This window comes from Pseudomonas sp. FG36 (genome assembly GCF_057809275.1).
Genome location: NZ_JBMDJQ010000038.1, coordinates 1 through 16,465, shown reverse-complemented (window position 1 = coordinate 16,465; position 16,465 = coordinate 1). Strand labels below are relative to the sequence as shown.

The 16,465-nt window shown below is 69.2% G+C and carries 2 protein-coding genes (1 of these 2 cut by a window edge); both read right to left on the bottom strand.

The window, feature by feature from the left end:
- Positions 1 to 2,794: the start of an amino acid adenylation domain-containing protein gene (locus tag ACODS9_RS22555; RefSeq protein WP_489094779.1), read on the bottom strand. The gene continues 11,741 nt to the left of window position 1, outside the view; only the first 2,794 of its 14,535 coding nucleotides appear in the window; it begins with the start codon at positions 2,792 to 2,794; its stop codon lies off the left edge, out of view.
- Entirely contained in the window at positions 2,791 to 16,452 is a 13,662-nt protein-coding gene (locus ACODS9_RS22550; RefSeq protein WP_489094778.1) for an amino acid adenylation domain-containing protein, read from the bottom strand. The genes ACODS9_RS22555 and ACODS9_RS22550 overlap by 4 nt, the downstream gene beginning before the upstream one ends.
- Positions 16,453 to 16,465: the final 13 nt, after the last annotated feature.

The window sequence follows — 16,465 nt, the reverse complement described above, 5'->3', positions numbered from 1 at the left end:
AATCGAGGGTGCCGTCGGCCAGCCACCGCACCAGGTCGCCGGTGCGGTACATGCGTGCACCGGGTGTCGCGCTGAACGGGTCGTCGAGGAAGCGTTCGCGGGTCAGTTGCGCGCGGTCCAGGTAGCCACGGGCGACCCCGGCGCCGCCGATGTAGAGCTCGCCGGGCACACCCAGGGGCACGGGCTGCAGGTACGCATCGAGCACGTACAGGCGGGCGTTGTCCACGGCGCCGCCGATGTGCAGGGCGCCGCCCGCCTCCACCACACCGGAGCTGGCCACCACGGTGGTCTCGGTGGGGCCGTAGTTGTTGACCACGGCGAAGGTCTGGGTGCGATTGAACTGGCGCAGGCGATCGCCACCGATCAGCAAGGTACGCAGGGTCGGGTGCTCGAGCTGGTGGCTGAAGGCATACTCGGCCACCGGCGTGGGCAGGAAACTAACATCCAGCGGCTGGGCGCGCCACCAGGCCAGCAGCGCGTCGAGGTCTTCGTGGCCTTCGCTGGACGGGGCCAGGTGCAGGGTCGCCCCCGCGCACAGCGCCGGCCAGACTTCCCAGGCCATGGCGTCGAAGCCGAAGCCGGCCAGGCTCGAGGTGTGGCGCCCCTGGCACAGGTCGAACGCGCGGCAGTGCCAGTCCACCAGGTTGTTCAGGTTGCGGTGTTCGACCATCACCCCCTTGGGCTGGCCGGTGGAGCCTGAGGTATAGATCACATAGGCCAGGTGCGCCGGGCCCAGGCCGCTCACCTGGGGATCGTCGTGGCGCGCCGGCCAGTCCGGCTGGTCGAGTGCCAGCACCGGCGTCGCGCGCGTGCCCAGGCGACCGCGCAGCGCCTGCTGGGTCAGCACGGCCACTGGCGCGCAGTCATCCAGCAGATAGCGCACGCGCTCGTCGGGGTGTGCTGGGTCCACCGGCACGTAGGCGGCGCCGGCCTTGAGCACCGCGAGCAGGCCGACCAAGGTGTCCAGGCCGCGCCGGGCGAACACCGCCACCCGGTCGTCGGGGCGCACGCCCAGGCCGATCAGCTGATGGGCCAGGGCGTTGGCGAGCTGATTCAACTGCTGGTAGCTCAGCGACTGGTCGTCACAGGTGGCGGCAAGGGCCTGCGGATGGGCCTGGGCCACGGCTTCGATACGCTGGTGCAACGGCCCATGAGCATCCGTGGCGCCAGGGGTCTGGTTGAAGGTTTGCAGTATGTGCTCGCGCTCTTCGTCCGGCAGCATCGGCAACGCGCGGACTGCAACCGCGGATGCCTGGTTCAAGGCTGCAAGCAGGCTGCGCAGGGTCTGCTGCAGATAGGCGCAGACGCGTTGCGCTGGCACTTCTGGGCTGGCCAGCAAGGTCAGGCGGAAGGCTTCGCCGAAGTCGTCGACGCTCAAGGTCAGCGGGTAGTTGGTGGCCTCGGCGGCATGCACGATCTCGATACCTGCCCAGCCTGCCCGGCGCACCGCCTCGGAGCCCGAGGGCGCGCTGTGGCGGTAGTTGAGCAAGGCGTTGAACAACGGGGTCGGCGCCGCCACGCCGCTGCAGCGCTGGGCCAGGGCCAGGGGCGCATGCTCGTGGCGCATCAGTGTGCTCAGACGCTGGTGGGTGGCCTTGATCGCCGTGGCCAGGTCGGCGGCATCCAGGTCGACCCGCAGCGGCAAGGTATTGATGAAGATGCCCAGCGCCCGGTCGGTGGCCTCGGCGCCTTGCAGGCGCCCCATCAGCACGGTGCCGAACACCACCTGCTCGCGCCCGGTCAGGCCACCCAGCACCCGCGCCCAGGCCAGGTGGAACAGGCTGGCGACGCTCACCCCCTGGCTGCGCGCCTGGCTGCGCAGGTCGCGGCACAACGCCAGGTCGAGATCCAGGGCGTGCTCGTTCAGCGCCGCGCCGTCACCCTGCACATCGCCCAGGCCATAGGCCAGGGTCGGCCCGTCGACAGCACCGAGCATGTCGCGGAAGAACGCCTCGTGTTCGGCCTCGCTCACGCCCAGCAGGGCCTGGGCCACGTGGTTGCGAAACGGCACCGGCCGGCCCAGATGGTCACTCTCGCCGAGCAGGAAGGCGAGCATCTCGTGGCGCACCACTTCCAGGGCGCTGTGGTCCATGGCCACGTGGTGGAACTGCAGGGTGGCGTGGACCTGCCCGCCGGGCTCCGGCGCCTGGCACTGCAGGCGGATCAGCGGGGCCTGGGTCAGGTCGAAGCCGGTGTCGGGCAATGCGCCGGGAGCCAGTTGCACGACACGCAGCCGGGCCTTGCGCCAGACCACCTGCAGCGGCGTTTCCAGGGTCTTCCAGTGCACCGAGGTGCGCAGGATGTCGTGGCGTTCGATCACCCCTTGCAGCGCCTGGGCGAAGGCCTCGACCCGGCTGCTGTCGGCAAACACGAAGCGCGCCTGCATCACATAGGGATCGTGCTCGCCGGCACTGGCGTGGTGGAACAGCATGCCCTGTTGCAGCGGCACCAGCGGGTAGATGTCCTGCACGTTGGCCGCCCCGCCGGGGATGGCCGCGACCAGCTGGTCGAGACTGTCCTGGTCGAGTTCGGCCAGGCTGAGCATGACGCAGGTGATGCGCTCGCAATCGGCGGGGATGCGGTTTTCCGGCACTTCGACGCTGCCCTGGCGCGCCGCCACGTATTCGCCGCGCTCCAGCAGGGCGACCAGCGCCGGCTTGTGCTCGCGCAAGCGTGCCACCAGGGCCGCATCGGTCAAGGCCTGGCGATTGCCCTGGACCACCAGTTGGCCATCCTTGAGGGCCAGCTGGACATTGTTGGCGGTCAGTGTCGCCAGTAGTTCGTTGATGCTCACAGGACGATCTCCATTCTGTCTGTGATGGCGGCATAGCCTGCCAGCGTCGGGTGTTCGAACAGGCTGCGCACGTCGGCCTCCAGGCCCGCTTCGCGCAGGCGCGAGGTAAGGGTCACCGCCAGCAGCGAGTGGCCGCCCAGTTCGAAGAAGTTGTCATGGCGCCCTACCCGCTCCACGCCCAGCAGCTCGCTCCAGATCCGCGCCAGCAGCTGTTCGGTGTCGCCGGCGGGCGCCTCGTAGTCGCGGGTCGGCAGGTCAACTGCCGGCAGCGCCTTGCGGTCGAGCTTGCCGTTGGCGGTCAGCGGCAGGGCCGGCAGCGGAATGAACAGTGCGGGCACCATGTATTCCGGCAGCTGGCCGAGCAACGCTTCGCGCAAGGCCTCGGCCGGCGGCACGTCGCCGGTGACATAGGCCACCAGGCGCGGGCCGGCCGGCTGGGCGTCGTGCACCAGCACCACGGCTTCGCGCACCCCGGCCACACGGGTGAGGCAGGCCTCGATCTCGCCCGGCTCGATACGCAGGCCACGCAGCTTGATCTGGTGGTCGGTGCGGCCGAGGAACTCCAGCACGCCGTCCTGGCGCTGGCGCACCAGGTCGCCGCTGCGGTACAGACGCTCACCGTCAACGAACGGGCTGGCGATGAAACGCTCGGCCTGTTGTTCCGGCAAGCCCAGGTAGCCCCGCGTCACCCCGGCCCCGCCGATGTGCAACTGACCGGCAACGCCGAACGGCACAGGCTGGTCGTGGGCGTCGAGGACGTACAGGCGGGTGTTGTCGACCGGCCGTCCGATCGGCAATGCGCCCGCCGGCAGCAGATCCCGCGCTTCCAGGGTCCACACGCTGCAGTCGACCGTGGTCTCGGTGGGGCCATAGACGTTGTGCAGGCGCACCTGCGGCAAGCGCTCGCGTACCTGGCGGGCCAGGGCTTCGGTGAGCTCGCCACCACCGCAGACGATGTCGGTGAGGCTGGCGCAGGCGGCGCTGGCGTCCTCGTCGAAGAACTGCTGCAGCAAGGCCGGCACGAACTGCACCACGTTCACCTGCTGCCGTTCGATCAGCTCTACCAAGTACTGCGGGTCGCGCTGGCCATCCGGGCGCGCCAGCACCAGGCGCAGCCCGCTGCACAGCGGCCAGAACAGCTCCCACACCGAGGCGTCGAAGCTCACCGGGGTCTTGTGCAGCACCGCGCCTTTGTTCGGGAACAGCCCGGCGCTCCAGTGCACCAGGTTGACCACGTTGCGGTGCTCGACCATCACGCCCTTGGGCACGCCAGTGGAGCCGGAGGTGTAGATCACATAGGCCAGGTGCTCCGAGGTCAGGCCAGGCACCTGCGGATTGCTGTCCGACAGGTCACCCCAAGTCGGCTGATCGAGGTCGACCAATGTCGCCGACGAGCCCACCAGCGCACGGGTGGCCTGTTGCACCAGCAACGCCCGCGGCTGGCTGTCGGCGAGCATATGGCCGAGGCGCTCGGCCGGATAGTCCGGGTCGAGCGGTACGTAGGCGCCACCGGCCTTGAGGATCGCCAGCAGGCCGACCACCAGCGGCAGGCCGCGCTCGACGCAGATCGCCACCCGGTCGTCGGGTCTCACACCCAATGCGATCAGGTGATGGGCCAGGCGGTTGGCCTCGGCATTGAGCTGGGCATAACTCAGCTCACCCTGCTCCGCGCAGATGGCCACGGCCTCGGGCGTACGCAGGGCCTGGGCCTCGAACAGCGCCTGGAGGGTCTGGGTCAGGTCATGAGGCCGCGCCGTGCGGTTGCAGTCGTGCAGCAGCTGACGGCGCTCATCGAGCGACAGTACCGGCAGTTGCAGCAACGCCTGGCGTGGCTCGTGTGGCAGCGCTTCGACCATGGCCTGCAGCACCTGCCGCAGCTGCTCGCAGACCCGCGCGGCGCCGACCGCCGCCGGGGCCAGGGCTACCAGACGGAAGCTTGCACCGATGTCGTCCACGCTCAGGCTCAGCGGATAGTTGCTGCGCTCGTTGCTCTGCAGGGTCTCGATACCCTGCAGCGCCAGGCGCTGGGCCTCGTCCGCCTGGCTGCCGTGACGGTAGTTGAGCATCGCGCTGAACAGCGGCGCCGGCGCCGGCACGCCGCTGCAGCGCTGGGCCAGGGCCAGCGAAGCGTGTTCGTGGGCGAGCAAGGCGCTGAGGCGCTGTTGGGTCTGATGCACCGCCTCTTGCAGGGTCGCGGCCTGCAGGTCCAGGCGCAGCGGCAGGGTGTTGATGAACATGCCCAAGGCCTGTTCCGCGCCCTCGCCAGCCTCCAGCCGGCCCAGCAGCACGGTGCCGAACACCACGCTGTCGCGGCCGCTGGTGGCGGCCAATAGACGGGCGTAGGCCAGGTGGAACAGGCTGGCGACGCTGACGCCCAACTGCCGGGCCTGCTGGCGCAGGTCTGCGCACAGGGTCTCGTCCAGCCACAGCTGGGCCTCCTCGATACCCTGGCCATCGACCTGCACGTCGCCCAGGCCATAAGGCAAGGTCGGCTCGTCGATATCGCCCAGTTGCTCGCGGAAGAACGCCTCGTGCTCGGCCTGGCTGACGCCCAGGCGCGCCTGGGCCACGTAGTTGCGGTACGGCGCGCCCTGCCCGGCGGGCACCGCCGCGCCCTGCAGGTAACCGACCAGCTCGCGGCCCAGTACATCCAGGGCGGTATGGTCGAGGACGATATGGTGGAACTGCAACGCGGCCAGCAACCCTGGACCTTGCGGGTCCGGCCAGTGGTACAGGCGCACCAGCGGGGCCTGCTCCAGGGCCAGGGCGTGCGGCACCGCGGCTTCATCCGCCACCTCGAAGACCGCCAGAGCGGCCTGGCGCCATACCACCTGCACCGCCTGCGGCAGGCCGTCCCACAGCACCGAGGTGCGTAGCACGTCGTGACGGGCGATCACCTTGCCCAGGGCATCGACGAAGGCGTGCAGGCGTTCGTGGCTGGCGAACGCCATGCGCGAGGCCAGCACGTAGGGGTCGTGCTCCGGCGAGCTGAGGTGGTGATAGAGGATGCCTTCCTGCAACGGCGCCAGCGGGTAGATGTCCTGCACGTTGGCCGCGCCGCCCGGCACCGTGGCGACGATGCGTTCGATGGCGGCCGGTTCAAGATCCACCAATGGCAGCATGTCCGGGGTGATCCGGGTGCAGCCGGCCGGGATCCGGTTGGCCGGGACCTCGACCTGACGGCCCTGGCCCAGGGTCGCCGCCAGCGCCGCCACCGTCGGCTGGCCGAACAAGGTGCGTACGTCGGCCTGCAGGCCGGCCTGGCGCAGGCGCGCGGTCAGGCTTACCGCCAGCAGCGAGTGGCCGCCGAGTTCGAAGAAGTTGTCGTGGCGACCAACCTGCTCGATACCCAGCACTTCGGCCCAGATCGCGGCTATTGCCACCTCGGAAGCACCGCTCGGCGCAACATAGGCTTGGCGAACCAGGGCCGAGGGATCGGGATCCGGCAGCGCCTTGCGATCCAGCTTGCCGTGGCTGGTCAGTGGCCATGCATCCAGGCGGACCAAGGCTTGCGGCAGCAGATGCGCCGGCAGGCTGGCCTGCAAGCCCTCGCGCAGGCGCTCGATATCGACCGTTGCCGCTTCGGTAAACCACGCCAGCAGGCGCTCGTCGCGTACCAGCACCACGGCATCGGCGATGCCCGGCTGGGCCTTGAGCGCGGCCTCGATCTCGCCCAGTTCAACCCGCACACCGCGGATCTTCACCTGGTCGTCGTTGCGCCCCTGGTAGTCCAGGGTGCCGTCAGCGTTCCAGCGCACCAGGTCGCCGGTGCGGTACATCCGGCCACCAGCGAACGGATCGTCAAGGAAACGCTCGGCGGTAAGGTCGGGGCGGTTGAAGTAGCCACGGGCGACCTGCGCGCCACCGATGTACAGCTCGCCGGTCACGCCGACCGGCACCGGTTGGCGCTGCTCATCCAGCACATAGACACGGGTATTGGCGGTCGGCTTGCCGATATGCAGCGCGCCACCCGGCTGAAGTTGACCGGAGGTTGCGACCACCGTGGTCTCGGTCGGGCCGTAGTTGTTGACCAGCACGAAGCCCGGATCGCGGTCGAACTGGCGCAGGCGGTCGCCGCCCACCAGCAAGGTGCGCAGGGTCGGGTGCTGGCGTCCGCGGCGCAGCGCCTGCTCGGCCACCGGGGTCGGCAGGAAGCTGACCTGCAGCGGTTGCTGCAGCCACCAGTCGAGCAGTTCGTCCACGTGCTCGCCGCCGATCTGCACCGGCGGCAGGTGCAGCACCGCCCCGGCGCACAGCGCCGGCCAGGCCTCCCAGGCCATGGCGTCGAAGCCGAAGCCGGCGACGCTGGAGGTGTGGCTGCCGGCGCCCAGGTCGAAGGCCTGGCAATGCCAGTGGACCAGGTTGGCCAGGGTGCGATGCTCGACCATCACCCCCTTGGGCTGGCCGGTGGAACCGGAGGTGTAGATCACATAAGCCAGTTGATGCTCGTCCAGGCCCTGAACAACCGGATTGTCATCGGCTTGGTCCAGCCACTCATCGCTGTCCAGCGCAACCTTGGCCACCTCGCCCACCAGCGACTCAGTGCCCGATTCGACCAGCACCAGCGTCGGCGCACTGTCACTGAGCAGATAGGCAATGCGCTCCGCCGGATAGCCCGGATCGACCGGCACATAGGCCGCGCCGGCCTTGAGCACGGCCAGCATCGCCACCAGCCGCTGCGGACCGCGCGGCAGGCACAGCGCGACACGGTCGCCCAGCACCACGCCACGCTTGATCAGGTAATGGGCCAGGCGATTGGCGCGCTGGTTCAGCTCGCCATAGCTCAGGCCTTCCTCGCCCTGCACCACGGCCAGCGCCTCGGGCGCCTGGGCCTCGACCAGCGCATGCACGGTGTGCCCTTGCGGGTAGCTCGCAGCCGTGGCATTGAAGCCTTCGAGCACTTGGCCCAGCGCTGTGTGATCGAGGATGGGCAATGTGTCGACCTGCCCCGCGCCACCTTGCTCCAACGCCAGGATCAGCCCGGCCACAGCCGAGCTCATCCAGCCCGCGACCCGCTTGGCGCCGATCCCCAAAAGGGCCAGCACACTCAGGGTGAAGCCTTCGCCGTGGTCGTCCACGCTCAGGGTAAGTGGGTAGTTGCTGCGTTCCTCGCCGCCCAACTGGTGCATACCCTGGAAGCTGTCGCCAGCTGCTGCGGCGACATCAACCGGACTGTGACGGTAGTTGAGCAAGGCGCTGAACAGTGGCGACGAGGCCGCCACCCCACTGCAACGCTGGGCCAGGGCCAGCGACGCGTGCTCATGACCGAGCAGCGCCGACAGCCGCTGGTGGGTGAGCCGTACCGCGTCACTGGCCGCCTTGGCCGTGTCGATGCGCAACGGCAAGGTATTGATGAACACGCCCAAAGCACGGTCGGCGCCCTCGCCGCCCTGCAGGCGGCCCATCAGCACGGTGCCGAACACCACGTCGTGACGCCCCGCCAGCACGCCCACCACCCGGGCCCAGGCCAGGTGCATCAGGCTCGCGGCGCTGACACCCTGCGCCCGCGCCTGTTCGCGCACCCGGCGCGACAAGGCGGGATCCAGTGGAAGGCGGGTTTCCTCGATATCACGCCCGTCGCCCTGCACATCGGCTAGGCCCATGGGCAGGGTCGGCTCCTCGACATCGCCGAGCATGTCACGGAAGAATGCCTCGTGCCCCGCCTCGGCGGCGCCCAGGCGTACCTGGGCCACGTAGGTGCGGTACGGCACGGGTGCGCTCAGCAGGTGCTGGCGCCCGGACAGCAACGCCTGCATTTCATGGACAATGACCTCCATCGCCGTGTGGTCCAGGGCCAGGTGATGGAAGTGCAGCACCGCGACCACGCGCTGCCCGGCCGGGTCCATGGCGTAGGTCAGGCGCAGCAGTGGCGCCTGGGTCAGGTCAAGGCGCTGCGAGCGTGCGTCGAAATGATCGTGCAGGCGCTCGATCACCGCCTCCTCGCCCAGCCCAGTGACTTCGTGCACGTCCAGGCGGGCTTGGCGCCAGACCACCTGCACCGGCTCCGCCAAACCTTCCCAGACCACCGAAGTGCGCAGGATATCGTGGCGGTCGATGACCTGCTGCAAGGCACCGGCACAGGCTTGCAGCCGTTCCAGGCTGTCGAAGGCCAGGCGGGTCTGCAGCAGATAGGGGTCACCCTGCTCCGCGCTCAGGTGGTGATAGAGGATGCCTTCCTGCAACGGCGCCAGCGGGTAGATTTCCTGCACGTTGGCGGCGCCGCCCGGCACGCCGGCAACGATGCGGTCGATGCTGGTCTGGTCCAGTTCGATCAGGCTGAGCATCTCTGGCGTGATCCGGGTCGCATCGTGGGGGACGCGGTTCTCGGGTACGGCCACCTCTCGTCCAGAGCCCACCGCCGCCGCCAGCGCGGCCAGGGTCGGCTGCGCGAACAGCACGCGCACATCGGCAGCCAGCCCGGCCTTGCGCATGCGCTCGACCAGGCTCACCGCCAGCAGCGAGTGGCCGCCCAGCTCGAAGAAGTGGTCGTGGCGACCGACCTGCTCGACCTTGAGCACCTCGGCCCAGATCGCGGCCAGTGCCGTCTCCACCTCGCCCTGCGGCGCCTCGAAGGCGCGGCTGACCACGGCCTCGCTGCCCGGCTGCGGCAACGCACGGCGGTCGAGCTTGCCGTTGGCGGTCAATGGCAAGGCTTCAAGTCGCACATAAGCCGACGGCAGCATGTAGTCCGGCAGCACACCTTGCAGACGCTCGTGCAGTTCGCCGATGGCCGGGATCTCGCCGGTGAAGTACGCCACCAGGCGTTTGTCTCCCGGCGCGTCCTCACGCACGATCACGGCGGCGTCACGCACCCCCGGGCACTCGCCCAGACGCGCTTCGATCTCGCCCAGCTCGATACGGAAGCCACGCAGCTTGATCTGCTGGTCGGCACGGCCCAGGTAACGCAGGGTGCCGTCGACCTGCCAGCTGACCAGGTCGCCGCTGCGGTACATCGAGCCGCCGTTGAATGGATCCGGCACGAAGCGCTCTTCGGTCAGCTCCGGCTGGCCCAGATACCCCAGGGCAACGCCGTCACCGGCGATGTACAACTCGCCCACCGCCCCCACTGGCAGCAGTTGCTGACGGGCATCAAGCACGTAGCAGCGGCTGTTACCGATAGGTTTGCCAATCGGGATGCTGCCCTCGCCCACCGCGGTGATTTCGTGGGTGGTGCTGAAGGTGGTGGCCTCGGTCGGGCCGTAGCCATTGAGCAGGTGTTGCGGCGCGCCGTCACGCAGTACCCGGGCGATCACCGCCGGGTCCAGCACATCGCCACCGACCATCAGGTAACGCAGGCCACGCAACGTCGGCAGCAGGTCGTCGGCGAACTGGTGGAACAGGCCTGCAGTCAGCCACAGCACCGTCACGCCCTGCTCCAGCAGTGTTTCGCGCAGGGCCTGGCGCGACAGCACCTGGTCCTGATCGATCACCACCACCGCGCCACCGTTGAGCAGCGGCGCCCAGACTTCCAGCGTGCTGGCGTCGAACGCCGGGTTGGAGGCGAACGCCACTCGGTCCTGGCTATTGAAGTCGGCAAAACCGTTGTTGATCACCAGGCGCACGATGGCCCGGTGCGGCACCTGCACGCCCTTCGGTGTGCCGGTGGAGCCGGAGGTGTACATGATGTACGCCGCACTGTCGGCATCCACCGCCAGCCCTAGCGGCGCATCGGCATAGTCGCTCAGGTCGAGTCGGTCGAGTTCGACCCGGCGCGCCGCCGCCACTTCGGGCTGGTCGCTGTGGGTCAGCAGCAACGCCGCCCCGCTGTCACCGACCATGAACGCCTGGCGCTCGGCCGGGGCATTGCCGTCGAGCGGCACGAACACTGCCGCGCACTTGCTCACCGCCAGTTGGGCCGCCAGCAGGTCGAAGGAGCGTGGCAGCAACAAGGCCACGCGATCACCGGCACGCACGCCCAGTTCCAGCAGATACCCGGCCAGCCGATTGGCCTGCCGGTCGAGGGCCTGGTAACTCCAGCGCCTGGTGCCATGGGCCACCGCCAGCGCATCCGGGCTGGCCTTGGCCTGCGCCTCGAACAACACATGCACGGGCAGATCACGTGGGTAGTCGCGCCCGGTGGCGTTGAATTGGCGCAGCACCCGCTCGCGCTCGGCTGCCGGCAAGCCATGCAGCCGGCTCAGTGGCGTTGCCGGCGTATGCGCCAATGCCTCGACCAGGCGGGCCAGGGCCTCCTGCAACAGCTGGCAGACCAAGCCTCCGTCCACGGCCGACACCGCTTGCACGGTCAGGGCGAAGCCATCCCCCAGGTCGTCGACGCTGACCACCAGCGGGTAGTTGCTGCGCTCATGGGCGGCCAGCAGTTCGATCCCCTGCCAGGCCTGGGCCTGCTCCGTGCCGCCAGCCGCACTGTGGCGGTAGTTCAGCAGGCTGGTGAACAGTGCCTGTGAGGCCGGCACGCCGCTGCAGCGCTGGGCCAGGGCCAGGGAGGCCTGTTCATGGGCCAGCAGGCGCGCCAGGCGCTGGTGGGTCAGGCGCACGCCTGCGACCACGTCCATGTCACCCACGCTGACCCGCAACGGCAGGGTGTTGATGAACATGCCCAGCGCCCGTTCGGCACCCTCACCGCCTTGCAGGCGGCCGAGCAGCACGGTGCCGAACACCACCTCCTCACGGCCGGACAACTGCGCCAGCACCTGCCCCCAGGCCTGGTGCACCAGGCTGGCGACACTGATCCCCAGCGCCCGCGCCTGACCGCGCAAGCGTTGCGCCAGGCTGTCGTCCAGGTACTGGCGATGATCGAGCACATGGCTGCCATCGCCCAGCGCGTCACGCAGGCCGAACACCTCGGTCGGCGCATCGATATCGCCCAGCAGCTGGCGGAACATCGCCTCCTGCGCCTGACTATCGTCGCGCAGTCGCGCATGGGCCACATAGTTGCGGTACGGCACGCTGTCGCCCTGAGGCTCGCGGCCCAGCAGCACATCGCCGACCTCCGCCACCAGCAGCTCCATGGCGGCGTGGTCGAGGAGGATATGGTGCAGCAGCAGGGTTGCCTGCAGGCGGCCGTGCTCCACACTGCTGCTCAGGTGCATCAGGGGTGCGCGCCCCAGGTCCAGGCGCACGCTGTCCAGTGCCGGCAGGATGTCCAGGCGCGCTTCGCGCCAGACCACCTGCACGGCCTCATCGAGCCCCTGCCAGTGCACGCTGGTGCGCAGGATGTCGTGACGGGCAATGACCTTGTTCAGCGCGGCGACGAAAGCGTCCAGCTCGGCCTGGCCGGCGAAGGCGAAGCCCAGTTGCAGCACATAGGGGTCGATCTCGGCGCTGGCCAGGTGGTGGTAGAGAATGCCCTGCTGCAACGGCGCCAGGGCATAGAGGTCCTGGACATTCGCCGCGCCGCCGGGGATCTGCCGCACGACCTGGTCGAGCGCCGCCTGGTCCAGTTTCGCCAGTGGCAGCATATCGACGGTGATGCGCTGGCAGTCGGCCGGGATGCGATTGGCCGGCACCTCCACCATCACTTCGCCGCCCACCGCCGCCGCCAGCGCCGCCAGGGTCGGCTGGCCGAACAGCACCCGCACATCCGCCGCCAGGCCCGCCTGGCGCATGCGCGCGGTCAGGGTCACGGCCAGCAGCGAGTGGCCGCCGAGCTCGAAGAAGTTGTCGTGGCGACCGACCTGTTCGACACCCAGCAACTCACGCCAGAGTTGCGCCAACAGCGTCTCGACCTCGCCTTGCGGCGCCTCGTAGACCTGCTGCGTCGCCTCTGGCTGCGGCAGCGCCTTGCGGTCCAGCTTGCCGTTGGGGCTCAGCGGCAGCACCTCGAGGTAGGTGAACGAGGCTGGCACCATGAACTCCGGCAATTGGCCGAGCAGTGCCGCGCGCAAGGCCTCCGGCGCCTGCCGGGCACCGGTGTAGTAGGCCAGCAGGCGCTGCTCGCGGGCCAGTACCACCGCCTCCTTGACCCCTTCGACGCGGGTCAGGCAGGCCTGGATCTCGCCCAGTTCGATGCGCAGGCCGCGCAGCTTCACCTGGTCGTCGTTACGCCCCAGGTACTCCAGGTTGCCGTCGGGCAGATGCCGGGCCAGGTCGCCCGTGCGGTACAGGCGACCACCGGCCTGGCTGGCGAACGGATCGTCGAGGAAGCGTTCGGCCGTCAGTTGCTCGCGGTTGAGGTAGCCACGCGCCACCTGCACGCCGCCGATATACAGCTCGCCGGCCACGCCGCGCGGCACGGGCTGGCCCTGGGCATCGAGCACGTACAGCGTGGTATTGGCGATCGGCTTGCCGATCGGCGTGTTGTCCGGCGCCGTCACACAGTGCCAGGCGCTGACGTCCACCGCCGCTTCGGTCGGGCCGTAAAGGTTGTGCAGCTCGACCGTCGGCAACTGTGCCTGGAAGCGCCGCACCAGGCTACCCGGCAAGGCTTCGCCGCTGCACAGCACGCGCTTGAGGCGGTGCGGCAGGACATCGCCATGGGCGAGGAACACATCGAGCATCGACGGCACGAAGTGCAAGGTGCTGACCTGCTCGGCGCGGATCACCTCGCGCAGGTACTCGGGGTCGCGGTGCCCGCCAGGGCGCGCCATCACCAGCCGTGCCCCGGTCTGCAGCGGCCAGAGGAACTCCCACACCGACACGTCGAAACTGAACGGGGTCTTCTGCAGTACCACGTCGTCAGCGCCCAGGCGATAGGCGTCCTGCATCCACAGCAGGCGGTTGACCACCGCGGCGTGCTCGTTCATCACCCCCTTGGGCAGGCCGGTGGAACCGGAGGTGTAGATCACGTAGGCCAGGTGGCGCGGGGTCAACCCTGCCACCTGCGGCGCCTGTGCCGGTTGCTTCAGCCAGGTCGGCAGGTCGAGGTCGATCACCGGCACCGCGCCGGCCTGCGGCACATGGCGTGTGGCGGCGTGCACCAGCACCGCCAGCGGGGCGCTGTCGCCGAGCATGTGGCGGATGCGCTCGGCCGGGTACTCCGGGTCCACCGGCACATAGGCACCGCCGGCCTTGAGGATGGCCAGCAGGCCGACCACCATCGCCAGGCCGCGCTCGACGCAGATCGCCACCCGGTCGTCGGGCTTCACGCCCAAGGCGATCAGGTGATGGGCCAGGCGGTTGGCTCGGTCATCCAGCTGGCGATAGCTCAGCTCGCCCTCCTCTGCCTTTACCGCCACGGCATCAGGGGTGCGCCGCACCTGGGCCTCGATCATCCCGTGCAGGGTCTGGTCGAGGTCGTAGGCCTGGGTCGTGTCGTTGAAATCGCCCAGCACCTGACGCCGTTCATCGGCGCTCAGTACGGGCAGGCGCTCCAGTTGCTCCTCGGGGTGCTGTTCAAGCGCTAGCAGCAGGCCGTCGAGCACCTGTACCATCTGCGCGCAGACTCTTTGCGCGCCGACCTGGGCAGACACCTGCACGCCCAGGCGCAGGCCGTCGCCGAAATCATCCACGTTAAGGCTCAGCGGGTAGTTGGTGCGCCCCTCGCTGCCCAGCGCCTCGATACCTTCCCAGGCTTGCGCCTGCGGCGCTGCCCGGCTGCTCTGGCGGTAGTTGAGCAAGGCGCTGAACAGCGGCAGCGGCGCCGCCACCTGGCTGCAGCGCTGGGCCAGGGCCAGCGAGGCGTGCTCGTGGAGCAACAGCGCCGAAAGCTCGCGGTGCGTGGCCAGCACGCCTTCGCGCACGCCGAGCCCACCCAGGTCGACCCGCAGCGGCAAGGTGTTGATGAACATGCCCAGCGCCCGTTCGCTGCCCTCGCCGCCCTGCAGACGGCCCAACAGCACGGTACCGAACACCACCTGGTCCTTACCGCAGGCACTGCCCAGCAGGCGCGCCCAGGCCAGGTGCACCAGGCTCGCGGTGCTCACCCCCAGCTGGCGGGCCTGGTCACGCAGGCGGCCATAGCGGGCCCCCTCGAACTCGACCTCGGCCTCATCGAGGGCCAGCCCCTCGCCTTGCACCTCGCGCAGGCCGAACGGCAGGCTCGGCTCGTCGATATCGCCCAGTCGGGCGCGGAAGAACGCTTCATGCTCGGCCTCGCTGACGCCCTGGCGCGCCTGCACCACATAGTTGCGGTACGGCACCGACGGCGGCAGCGGCTCGCCGTGGCCCGACAGATAGCCGCGCAGCTCGGCCTGCACCGCCTGCATGGCGATATGGTCGAGCACGATATGGTGGAACTGCAGCACCGCCTCGATCCGTTGGCTGCCCGGCAGGGCGCGGTGCAGCAGCCTGATCAGCGGCGCCTGGCCCAGGTCCAGGCGTGCCAGGTGCTGCGCGTCGAGCGGCGCCAGTTGCAGCGGCGCCTGGCGCCAGACCACCTGCACCGGTTGCGCCAGGCCCTCCCAGAGCACCGCGGTGCGCAGGATGTCGTGCCGGGCGATGACCTGCTCCAGGGCCTGGGCGAACGCCTGCAGCCGCGCCGGGCTGTCGAAGCGCAATTGCGCGCGCAAGGCATACGGATCGGCGTCCGCGCTGCTCAGGTGCAGGTAGAGGATGCCTTCCTGCAACGGTGCCAGTGGGTAGATGTCCTGCACGTTGGCCGCGCCGCCCGGCACCGTGGCGACGATGCGTTCGATGGCGGCCTGCTCCAGCGCCACCAACGGCAGCATGTCCGAGGTGATGCGGGTGCAATCGGCCGGGATGAGGTTGGCCGCAACCGGCACCTGGCGGCTGTGCCCCAGGGTGGTTGCCAGCGCCGCCACCATCGGCTGGCCGAACAGCGTGCGCACGTCGGCTTGCAGGCCGGCCTGGCGCAGCCGTGCGGTCAGGCTTACGGCCAGCAGCGAATGGCCGCCCAGTTCGAAGAAGTTGTCGTGACGCCCTACGCGCTCGACACCCAGCAACTGCGCCCAGATTTCGGCGAGCAGGGTTTCCGTATCGCCCTGTGGCGCTTCGTAGCCGCCCGCCTGCAGATCCGGCAGCGGCAGTGCCTTGCGCTCCAGCTTGCCGTTCGGGGTCAGTGGCCAATTGTCGAGATGGATGAACAACGCCGGCACCATGTACTCCGGCAGCTGTGCCAGCAAGGCTCGGCGCAGCGCGTCGGCCTGTTGCGGTTCACCACGGTGATAGGCGACCAGGCGCGCACCGCTGTGCGGATGTTCGTGCACCAGCACCAGCGCCTCACGCACACCCGCGATCCGGTTCAGGCAGGCCTCGATCTCGCCCGGTTCGATACGCAGGCCGCGCAGCTTGATCTGGTGGTCGGTGCGGCCGAGGAACTCCAGCACGCCGTCCTGGCGCTGGCGTACCAGGTCGCCACTGCGGTACAGACGCTCACCGTCAACGAACGGGCTGGCGATGAAACGCTCGGTCTGTTGTTCCGGCAAGCCCAGGTAGCCACGCGTCACCCCGGCTCCGCCGATGTGCAATTGACCGGCAACGCCGAACGGCACGGGCTGGTCGTGGGCGTCGAGGACGTACAGGCGGGTGTTGTCGACCGGCCGGCCGATCGGCAATGCGCCGGACGGTAGCGGATCTCGCGCTTCCAAGGTCCAGACGCTGCAATCCACCGTGGTCTCGGTGGGGCCATAGACGTTGTGCAGGCGCACCTGCGGCAAGCGCTCGCGCACTTGGCGGGCCAGGGCTTCGGTGAGCTCGCCACCACCGCAGACGATGTCGGTAAGGCTGGCGCAGGCGGAGCTGGCGTCCTCGTCGAGGAACTGCTGCAGCAAGGCCGGCACGAACTGCACCACGTTCACCTGCTGCCGTTCG